The organism is Romboutsia sp. LXY-2 (assembly GCF_056171995.1).
This window is the reverse complement of sequence record NZ_JBKFGI010000018.1, coordinates 18,536-39,759: the sequence shown is the minus strand read 5'-3', so window position 1 is coordinate 39,759 and position 21,224 is coordinate 18,536. Positions and strand designations below refer to the sequence as shown.

Genomic DNA, 21,224 nt, shown 5'->3' with positions numbered 1-21,224 from the left:
TATTTTTATAACTAGCACTTCTATTATTTATAAAAATAGCCCCAAAACAAATTGAGGCTATTGTATATTACTAGCAAGTTACGCCTGATTCAAACGTACCTATATATTCTTCTAAACCTAACTTTATCAATGTTTCTTCTGTTGGTATCCCATTTTCATCCCAACCTCTTACACTATAATATTCTGGTAATAATATATCCAATTCATATTTTTCACCTTTAGTCGGTCCATTTACTATTGGGTCATTTAACAGTCTATCAGGTAAAGTATCTTGAGATTTATCTATACCAGCTCTCAAGTTAAATATTTTTTCTAAGTTCCATATTCTATCCCCAGCTTCTAATAGAGTTTCTGGAGTATACACTTCTCCACAAACTGCATTATACATATCTGTATAATCTTGAAGCCCCAATCCAAATGTTGTAAATACACAGATTCCCATAGAATCTATTACTGCTGTTAAATCATGGAATACCTTAGCATATGCAGGCTTTCCATCTAATGCTAATCTATCTAACTTTTCAGGAACACCTAATATTTCTGGATTTATCATATATCCTTTTATATGACATCCTCCTCTATTATTTACTGCATAAGTTATGCCATGTCCTTTAACACCTCTTGGGTCATATGCAGGTAATTCTTGTTTCTTTACAGTCATAGAATATTCTGTTGCATCATAGTTTTCACATAATCTATATGAACCTTCTGCTAGCTTATCTCCAAAACCTTCTCTTATTCCCATCTTTTTAGTCCACTCTACCATAGAATTAGAATCACCCCAATTAAGAGATAAACCATCTTTTTCTATTTCTTCATCTTTAATATATCCTCTTTGATATAACTCCATGGCTGTAGCTATAGTAGCACCAGCCGAAATAGTATCTAAACCATATTCATTACAAAGCATATTTGCTTCATTTATTGCATCTAAATCATATACATCACAATCTGAACCAAATGACCATAAAGTTTCGTATTCTGGTCCTCCACATTCAGTACCATTTTTTAGTTTAACCCATCTTCCACATGCTATTGGACATCTATAACAAGGATTTTTTCTTACTAAAGTATTTGCAGTCATACTTTCACCACTTATCAAGTCTGCATTTGGAGTATATGATTCTTGGAAGTTTTTAACTGGGTGTATTCCATTTTCATTAATTATATTTACTAATACTGCAGTTCCATAAGTAGGTAATCCTCCTCCTGCTACTGGATCATTCTTTAATATATTTACCTTTTCCAGGTTTACTTTCTTAACAAGTTCTTCATCAGATACTTTAACTTTACCAGTTCCCTTTACTACTACAGCCTTAACATTTTTTGATCCAAGCACTGCTCCTACTCCACCTCTACCAGCAGCTCTATCTACATCATTCATTATTGCTGATATAGGTGACAATTTTTCTCCTGCTGGACCTATACAAAGCACTTTAGCACCTTCATGAATTTTTGTAAGCTCATTAGTAATTTCTGAAGTTACCATTCCCCAATACTTAGATGCATCTTTAATTTCTACTTTATCATCTTCTATATAAACATATACTGGTGCCTCCGACTTTCCTTCCAGTATCATCATGTCATAACCAGCATTTTTTAATTTTGCTCCCCAGTGACCTCCTGAATTTGAAATAGCAATAGTTCCAGTTAATGGCGATTTTGTTACAACCATGTATCTACCACTTGTAGGCATAGGCGCTGCAGTAATTGCGCCAGTTGCTATTATAAATTTATTTTCTTCACTTAAAGGATCTACCATAGGATCCACTTCATCTATAAAAGTTTTTACTCCTAACCCTCTAGCCCCTATATATTTTTGTGCTACTTCTAAATTCAAATCTTCTTTGATAATATCTTTACTACTTAATTTAATTCTTAAAACCTTCCCACAATATCCATACATACTAAAATCCTCCTCATCTTGAATATCAATAGATTTTTATCATCAATATAACTAGAGTTAAGATTGTATAATTAAAAAGCCACCACCAAAATAAGTAAATATTAATCTACTCATCTTAGCGATGGCTATTTTTATTATTGCTAGTCCCCCAGAAATATAGATAATATTTTAAAATACTATCTCCTTTCCATCTGGAGGCATATTCATTTCTAAATACACCCTATCGTCCTATAAACCATAGTACATACTTTAGGTATAATAGGATCGGAGAAACTCTATTAACTTTTAATATAATGGTAGTACCCTTGTTGTCTTATGTCAACTAAGTTAATTATTTAATTTATATAACTTAATTAAAATTTAAAGTCACCTGATTTACCACCTGTTTTTTCTAATAAGTGTATATCGCTAATAACCATTCTTTTGTCTATAGCCTTACACATATCATATATTGTAAGAGCTGCTATAGATACACTGTTTAAAGCCTCCATCTCTACGCCTGTTTTACCTAAAGATTTAGCCGTACAGATTATCTCTATGTATTTATTTTCTTCATTAATATTAAATTCAAGATCACAACCTACTAGATTTATTTGATGACACATAGGAATGTTCATTGAGGTATTTTTTGCTCCCATTATTCCTGCTACCTGTGCAACAGATAAAACATCACCCTTTTTTATTCCACCAGTTTTTATTCTATCTAGAGTTTCTTCACTTATATATATTTTTCCACTAGCTACTGCACATCTTACAGTATCATTTTTTTCACTTATATCTACCATTTTTGCATAACCTTTATCATTTATGTGTGTTAGCATATTTTTCTCCCTATGTATTAATAATTATTTTCTGTCTTTAGCGCATTCACTTGCATCGCCTCTTAAAATATCAATTCCATGTCCTAAGACATCTATTACAAATTCTATACTTTCTATAGCTCCCTTTGGACTTCCTGGTAAATTTATTATTATAGTATTTTTTCTTATTCCACATACAGCTCTACTAAGGATTGCCCTTTTTATAATCTTAGATGATTCCATTCTTATATACTCACTTATACCTGGTATTTCTCTTTCTATAACATCCTTAGTCGCCTCAGGAGTAATATCTCTTTTTGAAAATCCTGTTCCACCATTAGTTAATATCAGATCTATATTGTTATCACACAGTCTTATTAACTCATTTTTTAGTTTTTCTTTGTCATCAGGAATCATTACATAATCCTTAACAACATAATTATCTTGACTTTCAATAAACTCTGTTAGTTTTTTGCCTGTTAAGTCTTCTCTTTCTCCCTTTGATCCCTTATCACTTAAGGTAATTATTGCAACGTTATACATATTCCCACCTCTTTAATTGTTGTATTGCTCCTATTTATTTAATTGTTTCAATATTCCTCTTATTTAGACAATCTTATATATATTGTATTGCTATTTTAAGTTAATATCAATAAAAGAGTCATAAGTTTAATAATTAAACTTATGACTCTTAATATTTTATCTAAATTAAAATGGTATATCTTCTTCTGCAATATCCACACATATTTCATCTTGTTTAAAAAGCTCTTTGCCTTCAAATATTATTTTCTTACTAATATCTTCTTGATTTTTATTTTTAGACTCTAAAAAATTTACATCATACAATCTTATTTTAGTAACACTTCTAGACCTTCCATCTGAACCTTTATAATTATCTACAATAATACTTCCATCTACACTAACTAAACTTCCTTTTCTTAAGTACTTATGGCATAACTCAGCCTTTTTATCCCATGCCTCAATATTTATAAAATCAGTTTTTTTACTTCCATCTTTACTTTTATGTTTTCTGTCTACAGCAAGTATAAATTCTACTACTGCACTTTGAGCACTTCCTACATACTTAATCTCTGGATTTTTCGTTAATCTACCTATTAAAAGAACTTTATTCAAATTAATCACCTTTCATTTTTTAATATTAATTATTTAGATTATAAACAAACATAAGTTCTGTTATACAGTAAATTAAAAATATTTTAAAAAGCCTATAACTGGCTTTAGCAGTTATAGGCTTATAAGTAGTAGATACTTTTATTTATATCTCATTAATTTCTAAATTATGTTTTAAATCGAATATAATAAAAGACTTAGGGTTTAAATCTATATAAAATAATCCATTTTCTTTTACTATATTTTCTATATATATTTTCTCAATACCTTTAGAATCTATTTCTTGTAAAAAGTCCCCATCTAAGTCTACTGATATTGATTTAGTATCATTACTTCTATTTAATAATATTACTACTTTATTATCAAAGTTATTTTCATCACATCTTATAAATCCAAAAACATCTTCGTCTTTAGTATCCACAAAGTTAGTTTCTCCGCTTGTAAGAACTTTATTTTTTGTTCTAACATTGATAATACTTTTATAAAACTCTATCATATCTTCATCTTCATTTTTCCAAGGATATGTTCTTCTATTATCTGGATCACTATTTCCTATTAATCCAGCTTCATCACCATAGTATATATATGGTACTCCTTCAAAAGTCATTTGTGTAGCTACTGCTAACTTAACCATGTCCTTATCTTCATTTAATTCTGTTTTTACTCTTCTTACATCATGAGTTCCTATTAAATTCAAGTTAGATTTAAAAGCTTCCTTTGGGTAGTTTTCTTTTATTTTCATATACTCACTAACCAATTGAGCTGATGTTATCTCATTCTTCAAAAATCCTAATATATTTTTTCTAAATGGATAACCCATAACTGAATCTAATTCATCTCCTAGAAGATAACTTCTTCTCTCCCCATAGCTTATTTTATTAGAAGCATCTTCCCATACTTCTCCAACTAATATACCTTCTTCATCTACATTTCTAATTTCTTTTTTTAATTCTTTTATAAATTTAGTTGGAAGTTCATCAGCTACATCAAGTCTCCATCCTTTGACTCCCATACTTGTCCATTTTTTTATAACACTATCATCATCATATATTATATAATCCATAAAGCTTGCTTCAAGTTCGTTAGTATTAGGTAGAGCTTTTATGTCCCACCAATATTTATAATCACCATTGTCTTTTGTATACCACTTACTATATGGTGAATCCTCACTTTGACATGCTCCTAAAGTATCATAGTTATTATATCTATTGAAATATTTGCTATCATCTCCAGTATGACTAAATACTCCATCTAAGATAATAGATATTCCTTTCTCTTTAGCTTTTTCTATTAATTCCTTAAATATCTCTTCATCTCCAAACATTGGATCTATTTTTTTATAGTCTCCAGTATCATATTTATGATTGCTAGAAGATTCAAATATAGGACTTAAATATATTATACTTACCCCTAATCTTTTTAAATATGTAAGCTTACTTATTATACCTTTTAAGTTCCCTCCATAGAAATCCCATCTTGAAATATTACCTTCTTCATCTTTTATATACATAGGATCATCTTCCCAATTCGCGTATATAAAACTATTTTTCTTTGGATTATTTATTTTTCCATTTCTGTTTCCATTATTAAATCTATCTACAAATATATGATATAAAATACCTTCCTTAAACCAACTCGGAGTATCATATTCTTCATATACTGTAATTTGATATTTATTTAGATTGTCATAGTTATATTCTTTGCTTTGAGCATCTTCATAGCTTCTTCCATAAAATAACTTTTCTAAACTCCCATCAATGTAAACATCAAGTTCAAAATGATAATAATAAACGCCTGTTTCATCAATTTTTTCAATTTCACCTATAAAATCCTTATTATTTTCATCATAAGTAAGTGCTATTCTATCACTTTCTACATCATCTTTGAAAATTACCCAGGTAATACTTTCTATATAGTAATTATCATTACCTGTGACAGCAATTTTCACCCCTTGATTTTTTTGTAAGGCTCCAAACGGAGCCTTACATTTTTCATCCCATGAATTATAACTTATTATATTTCTCATTTATCCCACACCCTTTAAACCAAATATCATTGGCATATTCTGAAATGGTTCTATCAGTAGAAAATATGCCTGAATTTGCAATATTAATTAAAGAAATTCTATTCCATTGTTCTTTATTCTTATATAGCTCATTTATTTTAGCTTGAGCTTCTTCATAATTAATCATATCTCTTAATACAAAATATTCATCATTGTAGGTTAATAAAGAATTATATATAGCTCTTCCTTCATTACCCATATTTGGTATAAAACCATTTATCAAATCATCTACTACTCTCTTAATCTTATGATTTGAATTATATAAATCTAGAGCTGAATACCCTCCATATTTATTATAATCCAACACCTGTCTAGCACTTAAGCCAAATAATACAATATTTTCGTCTCCAACTTGTTCATATATTTCTACATTTGCACCATCTAATGTTGCAAGAGTTATTGCCCCATTCATCATAAACTTCATGTTACTAGTTCCAGAAGCTTCTTTTGTTGTAGTGGAAATTTGTTCACTTACATTTGCAGCTGGTATTATTATTTCTGCTAATGAAACTCCATAGTTTTCAATAAATACAACCTTTATTTTATTATTTACTCTAGGGTCATTATTGATTTTTTCAGCTACTGAGTTAATAAATTTAATAATACACTTTGCTAAATAATATCCTGGTGCTGCTTTAGCTCCAAATATGAACGTTCTAGGCTCCATACTAAAATTAGGATTTTCTAATAACTCATGATATAAATGTAATACATGTAAGATGTTTAATAGCTGTCTTTTATATGCATGTAATCTTTTAACTTGAACATCAAATATTGAGTTAGGATCAACCAAAATATTATATCTATCCTTTATATAATTTGATAATATTTTTTTATTATAGTACTTAATATCGTCTAATTTTTCTAATACACTTTTATCATTTTTGTATCTTTCTAATTCCTTTAATTTGGAAGTATCACTCTTCCATTCATCACCAATTAATTCTGTAATAGCATCGCTCAATCCTGGATTAGCACTTATTAACCATCTTCTATGGGCTATTCCATTAGTCTTATTATTGAACTTACTTGGCTCATCATCATAGAAATTTTTTAACACTTCTTTTTTCAGTAGCTCTGTATGAAGCGCTGCAACCCCATTTACGCTATGACTTCCAATAATACATAAATTCGCCATACTAACATGATTATTATTAATTATTTTCATACTTTGAATTTTGGTATCGTTACCGTAATTTTTGAATAAATATTCATTATATCTTCTGTCTATCTCTTCTATTATCATATAAATTCTAGGTAGTAAATTTTTCAACATATCAGTTGGCCATTTTTCCATTGCTTCTGCCATTATGGTGTGGTTAGTATAAGACATTGTATTTTTAGTAATTTCCCATGCCTCATCCCATGATAGACCTTCTTCATCTAATAAAATTCTCATAAACTCTGGAATGCATAATGACGGATGTGTGTCATTTATGTGAATTGCTATTTTATTTGATATATTTTTTATATCAAGCTTATTTTTTCTATATTTTCTTATTATATCTTGTATTCCTGCACTTACAAAGAAGTATTCTTGCTTTAATCTTAATAGTAATCCTGCATAATTAGAATCGTTAGGATATAAAACTTGGGAAATTTCTTCTGTGTAATATTTATAATTTAATGCTTCTTCATAACTACCCGTATAACTTCTTGCATCACTTAATACTTTTGAGAAATCACTTCTAGGTGTTTCACTTTTCCATAATCTTAAAGTATTAATTCTTTCATTATGATATCCAATAATCGGTATATCATATGGCATAGCCATTACTGGCACGTAGTTTTTATGAACAGGTCTCAGTTTTTCTCCATCAGGTTCTAAATAAACATCCCCTTCAAACTTTACAATTATAGCTTTATTTGGCCTTACAGTTTCCCATACATATCCACCCTCCGTTAACCAGTTATCAGGTACTTCTACCTGATAACCATTAACAAATTTTTGCTCAAATAATCCATACTTATATCTAATTCCATAACCATGTCCGCTTATGTTTATAGATGCCATAGAATCCAAAAAGCATGCTGCTAGTCTCCCTAGGCCACCATTACCTAAAGCTGGATCTACTTCAGATTTGATTATTTCTTCTAACTCAATTCCTAATTCTTTTAATCCTTGTTTAATTGTTTCTTCTATGTTCAAATTTAGTATATTTGATTTAAGTTGTCTTCCTAACAAAAACTCAACACTAAAATAATAAACCTCTTTTTCAGTAGAAAGTTTGTTATCTATCCATTTTTTAGATATATGATCTTTTATTACACTGCATAGTGCATTTAATAATTGTTCATTAGTTGCTTCTTTAATAGGTTGTGCATATATACTGTACATTTTAGTTTCAAATTCTTGCTTAAACTTATTCTTACTTATTGTGACCATTAAATCACTCCTTTTAATCGAGCATTTCTTTATATGTTTCTAAATAAATTTGTGCTGATTTATTCCAGCTATTGTCAGTATTCATAGCATTTTTCACTAGTTTTTCCCATGTTTTTTTATCTTTATATACTTCTAATGCATTTTTTATTGTATATAGCATTTCATGTGCATTATAATTTGCAAAACTAAATCCATTACCTTCCTTTGTATATTTATTAAAAGGTATAACAGTATCCTTAAGACCACCTGTTTCTCTTACTATTGGTAATGTTCCATATCTCATTGCTAACATTTGACCTATTCCACATGGTTCAAATAAAGATGGCATTAAGAACATATCGCTAGCTGCATAAATTTGCTGTGCAAGTGATGCATCAAAAGTAATACTTGCAGATAGTTTTTTAGGGTCATGAGAGCTGTAATAATTAAACATAGATTGATATTGATGATCTCCTGTTCCTAATACTACTATTTGTAAATCCTCCCTCATTATTTCAGGCATTATATATGATATTAAATCAAATCCTTTTTGTGATACTAATCTTGAAACTATACCTATAAGTGGTACATCTGGATTAACTTCTAAACCTAAAATTTCTTGTAACTTAAGTTTATTTTCAACCTTATCTTCTATACTATTAACATCATAATTTACAAATATATCTTTATCAGTTTTAGGGTTGTTTATATCATAATCAATACCATTTAGTATCCCTTTTAATTTATAAGACTTTGATCTTAAAAGTCCATCTAATTGCTCACCATAAAATTCTGTTTGAATTTCATTTACATAGGTTGGACTTACAGTTGTTACTTTATCTGAAAATACAATTCCAGACTTCATAAAACTTACCCCTCTATAATACTCTATATCTCCATTATCCAAGTATTTTTGTGGTAATTCTAATACATCTCCTAATATACTATTTGCAAATACACCTTGATATTGAAGGTTATGTATTGTGTAATTTGTCTTTATATTTCTATATTTATCTAAATGACTGTACTTTTCTTTTAGTATTAAAGGTATCATACCAGTATGCCAATCATTTATTTGAATAATATTAGGATAAAAATCTAATCTTCCAATAGCTTCAAGTACAGCATTACTAAAGAATGTGTATCTTTCAGCATCATCTCCATATCCATATAAATATGCTATTTCGCCTTCTCTTTTAAAATAGTATTCATTGTCTATGAAATAAAACTTAACTCCGTCTAACTCCATTTCAAGTAAACCACAGTATTGATTTCTCCATCCAACATTCACATTAAAAACTGCTACTTCTTTCATCTTCTCTTTCAAGAAATTTGGTATATTAAAATATTTAGGCATTATTACCCTAACATCTACACCTTCTTTTTTTAATGCTTTTGGTAGAGCGTATGATACATCTCCCAGTCCACCTGTTTTCGCAAAAGGCCAACATTCTGATGTGACATAAAGAACTTTCACTAAAATTTCCCCCCTCTACATACTAATATTTTTTTCAACTACTATTGGGTAATTTTCATCACCTTTTAACTTTTTACCAGGTGATATACTTATATTTTTATCAAATATTACATTTTCCAGTTCAACACCAGATTCTATAACACAGTTTTGCATTATTACACAATTTTCTATTACTGCTTCTTTTTTCACATGAACTTTTCTAAATATCACACTATTTTTTACTGTTCCTTCTATAATACATCCTGTGGCAATAAATGAATTTTGTACCTTTGCATCTTCTGTATATATAGCTGGTGCTTCATTTTTCTCTTTAGTTAATATTTTTCTATCAGAATACAACATTTCCTTCGCTACGTCTTGATTCAATAAATCCTTATTTGCTTCAAAATATGATTGAACTGAATTTATACATATTAAATATCCTTTATGTTCATATGCCCCCACTTTCATAGTTTTGCATTCTTCTATTATGAATTCTTCCAAATAAGAATATGTTCCTGTGCTTACTGTGTGATACAAGCACTCAATGAAGTCTACTCTTCTCATTATATAAGTTTCCATAAATATATTAGCCTTGTTAAATATTCCTAAATTATTACCTATATTTATCACTCTATTATTATTTTCTAAGTTTAAAGTTAAATTTCCTTTGAAGTGTTTATTTGCATCTTCTGCATTTTTATAAATCAATGTAATATCATTCCCTGACTTTTTATGATAATCTAAAGCCTTTGAGTAATCTATATTACATAGCATATAGCTTGGAGCTATAAGAATATATTCTTCTTCACATTTTTCAACATAATCAATATTTGCCATAATGTTATATATATCGCCTTCTCTATGAGCATATGTATTTTGCTGTATTGTATTTTCTGGGCTAAATACAAATAGCCCACCTTTTTTCCTGCTCAGATCCCAATCTTTACCACTAGATAAATGGTCTGTCAACGATCTATATTTTTCTTTAGAATATATACCTATATTGTTTATCCCTGAATTAACCATATTTGATAAAGCAAAATCAATAACTCTATATCTAGCTCCTATTGGAGTAGATGAAATAGGTCTTCCATTGTTTAATTTACTTATTGATGGATCACCTTTTTTATTTAAATTCAATATTGCCATACATTCTTTTCTCATTCTACATTCCCCCTTGCTCTACCAACTGAGCCTTAACTAATGAGTATTCTGAAACAACCCCTATTTCATTATTATCTTCCTTTATATATGCATTATCTTCTATTACAGCACCTTCACCTATCATACATTTTTCTATTATTACATTTTTACCTATTTTTACATTTGGCATAATTACCGAATCTTTTATTTTACTTCCCTCTCCAATTACTACTCCATGAGATAACACCGAATGCTCTACATCTCCTAATACTTTACAACCATCTGCGATCATAGACTTATTTATACTTGCTTTTTCTCCTACATATTGAGGTGGCATTGCCATTGTATTTGTATATACTCTCCATGATGAATCATATAAATCTAGAGTCTTCGGAGAATCTAGTATATCCATATTTGCATCCCATAAACTTTGAATTGTTCCTACATCTCTCCAATATCCTTTAAATGGATATGCATACATTCCAACATTATCTTCCAACATTTTAGGTATTAAATCTTTTCCAAAATCGTCATAATTTATATTATTTTCTTCAGAATCTCTAAAATACTCTTTTATCATTTTCCAATCAAATATATACACTCCCATTGATGCAAGGTTACTCTTAGGCGCTTGTGGCTTCTCTTCAAATTCATATATTTCACCATCATCATTAGTATTCATTATTCCAAATCTAGTGGCCTCATCCCACGGTACTTCAATAACAGCTATAGTAGCTTTGGATTTCTTTTCTTTGTGGTATTCTAGCATATCGCTATAATCCATTTTATATATGTGGTCTCCTGATAATATAAGAATATACTCCGGATTGTAATTATCTATAAAATTCATATTTTGATGAATTGCATGAGCTGTACCTTCATACCAATTACCTTCTTTTTCATTCATGTATGGCTGTAGTACATATACTCCACCATTTATTCTATCTAAATCCCAATGACTCCCCATTCCTATGTGAGAATTTAATATTAAAGGTCTATACTGAGTCAAAACTCCTACCGTATCTATTCCTGAATTTGAACAATTACTTAAAACAAAATCTATTATTCTATATTTACCTCCAAATGATACTGCCGGCTTAGCTATTCTTTTTGTAAACACTCCAAGTCTAGATCCTTGCCCACCTGCTAATATCATAGCTAACATTTCTTTTTTCATTATATATCCCCCTGTATGAACCCTATCTATATTTATATTTATATTTATATTTATTTCTCTTCTTTATTTTTATTAATACTTAATATTTTCTTCCCTTTAATAAATGTTGTGCCTAGTGGTGGCACTTTAATTTTTATATGATAATCTTTATTATGCCACTTTTCATCTACTGCATTTAGCTCCGAATTTTCCATAGTCTGATTTGACCCCCAATATTTCTCATCATCCGAATTAAATACTTCTTCATAAACCCCAAGGTACGGTACTCCTACTTTGTAATCATAGCGTACTACAGGAGTAAAGTTTATAACTGCTATTATAAAATCTTCCTCTTTTTTACCTTTTCTCATTAATGTTATTATGCTTTGATTATTATTATGAGGATCAATAAAGTCAAATCCCTCATAATGGTTATCAATTTGATGCATAGATATTTCTGTTTTATATAAATTATTTAAATCTCTAACATATTCTTGCATTTTTATGTGTGGCTCTTCTTCTAAAAGTTGCCATTCAAGACCATATGCATATCTCCATTCTAATCCTTGTCCAAACTCTGATCCCATAAATAGAAGTTTTTTTCCTGGATGCATCATATAGTAGGAATACAGTAATCTAAGATTCGCAAATTTTTGCCACGGATCACCAGGCATCTTATCTAGTAAAGATCTTTTTCCATGCACAACTTCATCATGAGAGAGTGGTAATATAAAGTTCTCTGAAAAAGCATACATAAATGAGAAAGTAATAAGTTCATGATGGTATTGTCTATATATAGGATCCATTTCCATATATCTTAAAGTATCGTTCATCCATCCCATATTCCATTTATAATCAAAACCCAAACCACCTTTATATATTGGTCCTGTTACCATTGACCATGATGTAGACTCTTCTGCAATAATTATAGGATTATATATATCTTTATGAACCACTTCATTTAATTTCCTAATAAAAGAAATAGCTTCTAGGTTTTCTCTTCCACCATATTTATTTGGTGTATAATCACCTATATCATAATCTAAATACAGCATACTGGATACAGCGTCACATCTTATACCATCAATATGAAACTCTTTAAACCAATACATTACGTTTGACAATAAAAAACTATTAACTTCAGGTTTCCCCAAATCAAAATGTGCGGTTCCCCAACCGACATTTTCAGCCTTTAATGGATCCCCATATTCAAACTGAGGTGAACCATCAAATTTATATAAACCATGCTCATCTTTACAAAAATGGCTATATGCAAAATCTAAAATTACACCTATATCATTTTGGTGGCATATATCTATAAATGCTTTTAATTCTTCTGGATATCCAAACCTACTAGTAGCACTATAGTAGCCTATTGTTTGATATCCCCATGATTTGTCTAAAGGATGTTCCGTAACAGGAAGCAACTCGATATGGGTATAACCCATTTTTTTGACATAATCAATCATTTCATGAAGCTCTTCATATGTGAAAAATCCACCATCCCATTTCCTTTTCCATGACCCTAGATGAACTTCATATATATTAATAGGTAACTCATGGTGCTTCTTTACAATATTAGAAATTTGCCACTTTTTATCTTTCCATTTATATCTTTTTAGCCCATGTATTATTGATGCATTATCAGGTCTTAATTGAGATAAAAATGCATATGGATCTGATTTGACTCTACATACATCGTCTATTCCGTGTACATAATATTTATAAATTTCCCCTTGTTCTATATCCTTTATAAATATGCTCCATATACCGCTATCATTCAGATTGGTCATCGGATGTGCCGTCTTACTCCAATTATTAAAATCCCCCATTACATAAACATGCTTAGCTTTTGGTGCCCAAAGTGTAAAAGCAACCCCTATTTCTTCACCATGCTGTACAACATGACTCCCCATAAACTTATAACTATCGTAGGAGTTACCTGATTTAAATTTATCGATATTATTTTTGCTAATTATATCTTTATATTTTGTTATATTATAGTCAATTTCACTGTAATTAATGATAATCTCTCCCCCCACGTTCGTATTTTACATTACATTAATTATATAACAAAGTTAGTTATAATTGACCAATATATTTTCTTAAAATTCATACAATTAATTCGTTTTTATGACATTCTTCCATTTTTTATGACAAACAAATAGATTTTTTGAGTTTTGCATTCTTTCTATGCATACTATCTCTTCGTATTTTTTTAAAACAATTTGCCTACCCTGTTAATTTTAAATAAAAAAACTGAGTATGCTTTTATGCATACTCAGTTTAATTAATCATTTATTATTTATCATCACTTAATACTTCTTTTATTCCTTTAAAAGTACCTAAGAAATTAACTGTATCTGATGGTAATACTAACTTAGTAGCATTACCTTCTGCCACTTTTTCTAAAGCTTCCATTGATTTAAGTGCTAACATATTATCATCAACATCGGCTTCTTTCATAGCCTTAAGAACAGCAGCTAAACCTTCCGCCTTAGCTTCCTGTACTCTAACTATTACTTCAGCCTCACCTTGTGCCTTCGCAAGGGCTATTTCTTTAATAGCACTAGCTTCACCTTGAGCTCTTAGTACAGCAGATTGTTTTTCCCCTTCTGCTTCTCTAACCATAGCCTCTTTTTTAGCTTCTGCTTTAAGGATTGCTGATTGCTTTTCTCCTTCTGCTTGAAGTATTTGTGACGCTTTATTACCTTCTGCTTGCAGTATAGATTCTCTTCTCTCTCTTTCTGCTCTCATTTGTTTTTCCATTGCTACTTGAATATCATGAGGTGGCATTATATTCTTAAGCTCTACCCTATTAACCTTAATACCCCACTTGTCTGTAGCTTCATCTAATATTGCTCTCATTTTTGTATTTATTAAATCTCTAGATGTTAAAGTCTCATCTAAATCTAATTCACCTATTATATTTCTTAATGTTGTTGCTGTTAAGTTTTCTATAGCTGAAATAGGATTAGCTATTTCAAATACATATCTAACAGGATCTGTAATTTGATAATAGACTACTGTATCTATTTGCATAGTTACATTATCCTTTGTAATAACAGGTTGTGGCGGGAAATCAATAACAATTTCTCTAATATCTATAACGTAAGCCATATGGTCAAGAAATGGAACTAAGAAATGTACCCCTGTATCTGCAACCTTTCTAAACTTACCTAACCTCATTATTATACCTACTCTTGATTGTTTAATAACTCTAATGCACATTAAACTTAGTATAACTACAACTAAAATTAGAGTTACCAATAAAACTAACTTTGCCATGTACAATCTCCTCCTTTTAATTAATTAGTCGCTTTTTTTACAACTAATTTTACCCCTTCAATCTTTAGTACTTCTACCTCTGCATCTTTTTCTATAAGTTCATTATTATAGGATATTGCAGTCCATTCTTCTCTCCCAACTATTACAATTCCAGTATTATTTGGAAGTATATCTTCTTTAACATAGCCACCTTTTGATATAACACCCTGTAGGTTCGTATTATATCTATAAGTTTCATCTTTCTTTACTATTTTTTTAGTTGCAATAGCTAATAATGAAAAAGAAATAACACAGAATATAATTAGTTGAATTATTACACTTTCTATAAAACTACTTAAGAATATTAGTACTATAGCCCCAATACTAAACCAGACTAAAGTAAGACTTGTTGTAAATAATTCTCCTATGCCAAATGCAATAGCAACTGCTAACCATACAAGTTTCATAATAACCCCTCTTTTTATTAGAATATTTTTTATGATTAATAGAATTGTATCATTAATAATTCGGATATATGTTACAAACCAGTATCAAAGTTGGTCTTTTAACTATATCCATTATATTTATTTACTATCCTTACTATTCATTTTATTTGTTAGTTTATTAATTATTACAACTAGCTGTATATATTCATATAATAATACCAATCTATATATTTAAATAATATTATAACATTTATTTAGGTCTTTAACTATTTTTTAACAAAATTAAAAACTATAAAGTTTTTTTATAGTCCGGTTATTATTTCTTGTTAAGTTATAATAGATAATTTTTATAAATATATATTTAAATTTGCTATAAAATAATAAAATCCTCTAAGTTACATACTTACATAAGTATGCCTTAGAGGATTTTTATTATTTTACACTATATATTTATTTACTATCTCTTCAAATCTATTACTATTCATTTTTGTATATTCTAAAAATGATAATCCCGAAGCTTCTATATCTTTTGATAATTCATATAAAAATGGCGGAACTTTCTCACATAGTATATCACCATATGATTTTCCTAATTTAGTATCGTTGTTTCCAACATTTCCACCATAATATAACTCATATACATCACTAACAACATCTTTTACTCTCTTTTTCTTTCCTACAAAACCAAGCTTTGCAATTTGATGAGTACCACATGAATTAGGACATCCTGAAATATGCATTATTGGTAGAATATCTTTAAAATAATTTCTATCCTTAAAGTATTCTATTATATTTTTTAATAACTTTTGACTTTCTCCTATACCTATTTGACAAGTTGGTACTCCTATACAAGCTACACTTTGTTGTAGGTAATTTTCGGCACCTAGATTTTGAGTAATATTTAATATTTTTTTTGCTTCTTCTCCATTTAGGTTTCTTATGTACATACCTTCGTGCATATCTAATCTTATTTCAACATCATCTATATCTTCTAGAGAATCAATTATTAATTTAAGCTTTTCTAAAGTAAGTTGACCGTTTATTGGATGGAAAAATACAGAGTATAAGCCTTCTTGTTTTTGTGAAATTAATCTATTATGTTCAATATCTGTAACCAAACCTTCTTTTGTGTACTTCTTAGGATTAACATCAACATCTAAATTTTCATTAGCTTTAACTTCATTTAAGTGTTTTTTGTAACAATCAATAAAATCTTTTTTCCCCATCCTATCTACTATATATCTAGTACGTGCCTTATTCTTATTTTCATAATTTCCTTCAGCTATAAATAGTTTTACCATCGCTTCTACACAATATAAAATATCTTTACCTTCTATTAACTCGTCATATTCAACTGATAATGCTGGATTTTTACCTAATCCTCCTGCTAAATATAGTTTAAAGAAATCTCTATTGTCCTTTTTACATGCTAAAAAACCTAAATCATTAATTGTTGCATTTCCTGTGTCACTGTTTCCACTTGAGAAAGATACTTTTAATTTTCTAGGTAGTTTATAAGTGGTTATTCTATTCATAAAATACTTATTAACTTCCATAGCATAATCTGTAACATCAAATTCTTCTTCTTTATCTACTCCACTTAAAGGTGATATCGACACATTTCTCGGGAAATTTCCTCCACCACCTCTTGTATATATTCCTTTATCTAAAGCTTCCTCCATAATATCACAAACTTCATCAATAGATAAATCATGTAATTGTATAGCTTGACGAGTAGTAAGGTGAATATTATCTAAGTTTCTTTTTTCAGATAATTCATATACTGCTTTTAATTGTTCTAAGCTCATTATTCCTGATGGTATTCTAAGTCTTATCATAAACTCTTCACCACCACGTTGAGCATATACTCCCATACCACCTGATATACCTTTAAAGTCACCTACAGAAACTTCCTTGTTTTTAAATTTATGTCCTAGCTCTCTAAATTGTGGGATTTCTGGTAAAAAAGTATTTCTTAAATCTTTCATAATATTACTCCCTTCTGCACTCCAACAAATATTATTCATGACAAATTATATCATACTAAACCATTGGCTATTATGATTTTTAAGCAATTCAACCATTTAAGATTTTGATGGTAATTATAGGCAAACACGATGATGAAAATAAAAAGATGCTACTTTTAGAAATCTAAAAATAGCATCTTTTATTTATTAATTCTTTATATAACTATTGTAAATGTTGTTCCTTTATTAAGCTCACTATCAACAAATATTTCTCCGCCATGCAAATCTATAATTTGTTTAGTAATAGTCAGGCCTAGACCACTCCCACCTTTAACCTCAGAATTGGCATCTATTATTTGATTAAATCTATCAAATATTAGTTTATGATACTTTTTATCTATACCTATTCCAGTATCCTTTATTATTATTTTCACTTTATCGCCTAAGTCTTTTATAATAACTTCTATAGTTCCACCTTCTGGAGTAAACTTAGCTGCATTACTTACAATATTTACTATACACCTCTCTATTTCATATGGATCACAATTAATCATCTTCTCTTCTATCTCAGGGTCAATTATTAACTTAATACCTTTGTTTTCTATATAATCTTTTAAAGATAATGTAGCTTCTTCTACTACATATACAATATCATTATATTGACTATTAATCTTATAACTATTCGATTCAATTTTAGTAGTATCTATTAAGTTATTTATAAGGTTTAAAAGTCTCTTAGTATTTCGTCTTACAACTTGCATATACTCACTTAATTTTTCTCTCCCTATTCCATTTTGAGATTTATTAAGTTCTGTTATAAGCTGCTCAATAGAATGAATAACATTCAATGGTGTCCTTAGTTCATGAGATAAATTTATGAAATAATTATTTTTACTTCTTTCTAGTTCAATTACCTTATTTAATAATCTATTATTTTTATCCATTTCATCTCTTAATTGTTTAGTCCTATTATTAACCATATTATCAAGCCTTTTGACTCTATTAATATTATAATAAGCTATCGAAATAATAATTAATATATATATTAAAAATGCAGCTCCACTTGCCCAAAAAGGTGGCTTTATTACAAAACTAACACTATTTTCATCACTCAAAATTCCGTTATGATTTCTAGCTTTTATTTTAAAAGTATATTTACCTGGGGTTAAGTTACTGTAATTTATTTTATTAGTGTCTAATACGCTCCATTCATTATTTGCACCTTCTAGCTTATATAAATACTGTACTCCTTTTAAATTTTTATAGTCTGGTAAAAATACTTCAATATTTATAAAATTTTCATCATGTCTAAACTTTAAATTATCTATATTTTTATATTTTTTTCCTTTTACTTCAAATTCGCCAAACTTTACTTCCGGTGTGTAATTACTTTTTTTAAGCTCCTCTGGTTTAAAAATATTTAATCCATTAATACCTCCAAAAAAGAACTCTCCACTTTTACTTTTATAATAAGCCGAGCCATTAAATTCATTTCCCTGAATACCATCTGTTATACTAAAATTTTCAAAGGAATTAGTTTTTATATCAAGCTTTGATATACCTAAATTTGTACTAACCCAAGGATTATTTTCACTGTCTACTAATACTCCATATATAGTATTATTAGGCAGACCATCTTTAGTTGTATATCTTGTAAAATCACCAGTCTTTTTATCTAACTTATTTAATCCATAGCTAGTCCCTACCCATATGTTTCCATAAATATCTTCTGTAATTGATCTAATATTATTGTTACTAATTGATTTTATGTTATTTTCTTCATTTTTATAATTAGTAATAGCATTTTTGTGAGGGTCAAGTTTTACTAAACCACCATCTATAAAGCATCCTATCCAGTATATACCTTCACTGTCCTCATATATACTTTTTATATAGCTATCTTCTATACCATTATTTGTTAGAACTTTTTTTATATCTATTATTTTATTATTTGATGTGTTAAGTATATTTATTCCATCTGGTGAACCAATCCATAAGTAGCCTTTGCTATCCAAATATAATGATTTAATATTATTATCATTTAATCCATCAGATTCGTTATATACAGTTATTTTGTTTGTATTTTTATCAATTTTATTTAGTCCATTATTTGTAGCAATATATATTTGTGTTTCATCTCCAGTAATGTCATTTATAGAATCATCACTTATTGAATTTTCACCTTCAGATTTTATAAGATGTTTTACAACATTATTTTTTCTATCTATAATGTTTACACCTTTGGTATTTGTACCTACCCATAGTAATCCCTCTCCGTCTTCATATATACCATGTATGATATTATCATTTATAGAATTATTATCAAATGGATCATTTTTATAATGTTGCATTTTATTATTTGGATCGAATATACTTATTCCAGCATAAGTTCCTACCCAAATCAACCCACCACTATCTTCCATAATGCTAAAAGTATCATCCTCAACTAAGCTATTCTTATCATATATTTTATGATTATAAGTTGTAAACTCACCAGTTTCTTCATTAAACTTGCTAATTCCATTATTAGTTGCAACCCATAGATTTTCATACTTATCTCTATGTATATCTCTTACTGTATTTCCAGGAATAGATTTCTCATTTTCATTATCATGTATGAATCTAACAACCTCATTGGTTTTAATATCTATCCTATTTACACCTTCTTTTAAAGTCCCTGCCCATATATAGCCTCTCCTATCATAATAAAGTGTGTATATAGAATTTTCACTAATTGTATTTTTCTCATCTCCATTGTGTAAATACTCAATCTTTTTTTCCTTAATATTAATTTTATTTAGACCATTCTTTGTTCCTACCCATATATTCCCATCATCATCTTCTGCGAGGCAATATATCATTTGATTACTTAAATCATTAGGCTTTTGAAGTATATTTTCGAATCTATCCTCATTTTTGTTATATAAATTTAATCCATCTGACGTTCCTATATATATATCCCCTGATTTAGTTACTAGTATATCACCTATATTATAATGAGATAAATTTCCATTTTCCTTACCTACGTTGTAATTTGTTATAGAATCATTTTTACAATTTATCTTACTCAATCCATTTGCTGTTCCTACCCATATATTACCTTCAGCATCCTCTTGAATATCTACTATATAGTTATTTGCTATTGAGTTTTTTACCTCATCTTCATGTCTGTATACTTTAAAGTCATATCCATTATATCTATTCAATCCATCATTGGTACCTATCCATACATATCCTTGCTTATCCTGAATCATAGTTTCTACTGTAGCTTGTGATAAACCATCCTCATTAGTTAAGCTTCTAAAATTTATATCTGTATATGCTAGCACTTCTAATGTGTTAATTTCTACGATAATGCTAATTAATACTATTGCTATTATCTTTCTAAATGTTTTTATAGTCTTCATTAGTTTACCCCTCATCTACCGCTCGATTTTTGTATAACCATGTCAAATTATACTATATATACTCATTTTATTCTATATATATACAGTGATTTAATATTTAAAATAAAGATAA

At 28.9% G+C, this 21,224-nt stretch carries 14 protein-coding genes and 1 riboswitch; all 14 genes read right to left on the bottom strand.

What is annotated here, in order from left to right; genetic code table 11:
• Nucleotides 1-70: 70 nt before the first annotated feature.
• Nucleotides 71-1,906: an aldehyde ferredoxin oxidoreductase family protein gene (locus tag ACI48P_RS20270; RefSeq protein ID WP_475219059.1), complete on the bottom strand. Its 1,836-nt coding sequence runs from the start codon at nt 1,904-1,906 to the stop codon at nt 71-73.
• Nucleotides 1,907-2,070: 164 nt separating this feature from the next.
• Nucleotides 2,071-2,188: riboswitch (molybdenum cofactor riboswitch) on the bottom strand.
• A 71-nt stretch (nt 2,189-2,259) separates the two neighbouring features.
• Nucleotides 2,260-2,727, bottom strand: a complete 468-nt coding sequence (moaC, locus tag ACI48P_RS20265) for a cyclic pyranopterin monophosphate synthase MoaC (protein WP_475219057.1) — start codon at nt 2,725-2,727, stop codon at nt 2,260-2,262.
• Nucleotides 2,728-2,751: 24 nt separating this feature from the next.
• Nucleotides 2,752-3,249 carry a MogA/MoaB family molybdenum cofactor biosynthesis protein gene (locus tag ACI48P_RS20260; RefSeq protein ID WP_475219056.1) on the bottom strand — a complete coding sequence of 166 codons (498 nt, stop codon included), beginning with the start codon at nt 3,247-3,249 and terminating at the stop codon, nt 2,752-2,754.
• Nucleotides 3,250-3,414: 165 nt separating this feature from the next.
• Nucleotides 3,415-3,840: a single-stranded DNA-binding protein gene (locus ACI48P_RS20255; protein WP_475219054.1), complete on the bottom strand. Its 426-nt coding sequence runs from the start codon at nt 3,838-3,840 to the stop codon at nt 3,415-3,417.
• Between the two features lie 142 nt (nt 3,841-3,982).
• Nucleotides 3,983-5,863, bottom strand: a complete 1,881-nt coding sequence (locus tag ACI48P_RS20250; RefSeq protein WP_475219052.1) for a glycoside hydrolase family 13 protein — start codon at nt 5,861-5,863, stop codon at nt 3,983-3,985.
• A complete protein-coding gene (locus tag ACI48P_RS20245) occupies nt 5,841-8,288 on the bottom strand; it encodes a glycogen/starch/alpha-glucan phosphorylase (protein WP_475219050.1) in 2,448 nt (815 codons plus the stop codon). The genes ACI48P_RS20250 and ACI48P_RS20245 overlap by 23 nt, the downstream gene beginning before the upstream one ends.
• Before the next feature lie 13 nt (nt 8,289-8,301).
• Entirely contained in the window at nt 8,302-9,744 is a 1,443-nt protein-coding gene (gene glgA / locus ACI48P_RS20240) for a glycogen synthase GlgA (RefSeq protein WP_475219049.1), read from the bottom strand.
• Nucleotides 9,745-9,759: 15 nt separating this feature from the next.
• On the bottom strand, nt 9,760-10,890 hold the full coding sequence (gene glgD, locus ACI48P_RS20235; protein ID WP_475219048.1) for a glucose-1-phosphate adenylyltransferase subunit GlgD: 1,131 nt from the start codon (nt 10,888-10,890) through the stop codon (nt 9,760-9,762).
• A gap of 1 nt (nt 10,891) precedes the next feature.
• Nucleotides 10,892-12,046 (bottom strand): glucose-1-phosphate adenylyltransferase, encoded by a 1,155-nt coding sequence (locus ACI48P_RS20230; RefSeq protein ID WP_475219047.1) that lies wholly within the window; start codon nt 12,044-12,046, stop codon nt 10,892-10,894.
• Nucleotides 12,047-12,096: 50 nt separating this feature from the next.
• Complete coding sequence (glgB, locus tag ACI48P_RS20225) at nt 12,097-14,067, bottom strand: 1,4-alpha-glucan branching protein GlgB (protein WP_475219046.1); 1,971 nt, start codon at nt 14,065-14,067, stop codon at nt 12,097-12,099.
• A 259-nt stretch (nt 14,068-14,326) separates the two neighbouring features.
• Nucleotides 14,327-15,313 (bottom strand): SPFH domain-containing protein, encoded by a 987-nt coding sequence (locus ACI48P_RS20220; RefSeq protein ID WP_475219044.1) that lies wholly within the window; start codon nt 15,311-15,313, stop codon nt 14,327-14,329.
• A 20-nt stretch (nt 15,314-15,333) separates the two neighbouring features.
• Nucleotides 15,334-15,759: an NfeD family protein gene (locus ACI48P_RS20215; protein ID WP_475219043.1), complete on the bottom strand. Its 426-nt coding sequence runs from the start codon at nt 15,757-15,759 to the stop codon at nt 15,334-15,336.
• A gap of 416 nt (nt 15,760-16,175) precedes the next feature.
• Nucleotides 16,176-17,726: a nitrite/sulfite reductase gene (locus ACI48P_RS20210; RefSeq protein WP_475219041.1), complete on the bottom strand. Its 1,551-nt coding sequence runs from the start codon at nt 17,724-17,726 to the stop codon at nt 16,176-16,178.
• Between the two features lie 194 nt (nt 17,727-17,920).
• The gene (locus tag ACI48P_RS20205; protein WP_475219039.1) at nt 17,921-21,112 is read right to left on the bottom strand and encodes a ligand-binding sensor domain-containing protein; all 3,192 of its coding nucleotides are present in this window, start codon (nt 21,110-21,112) and stop codon (nt 17,921-17,923) included.
• Nucleotides 21,113-21,224 lie beyond the last annotated feature (112 nt).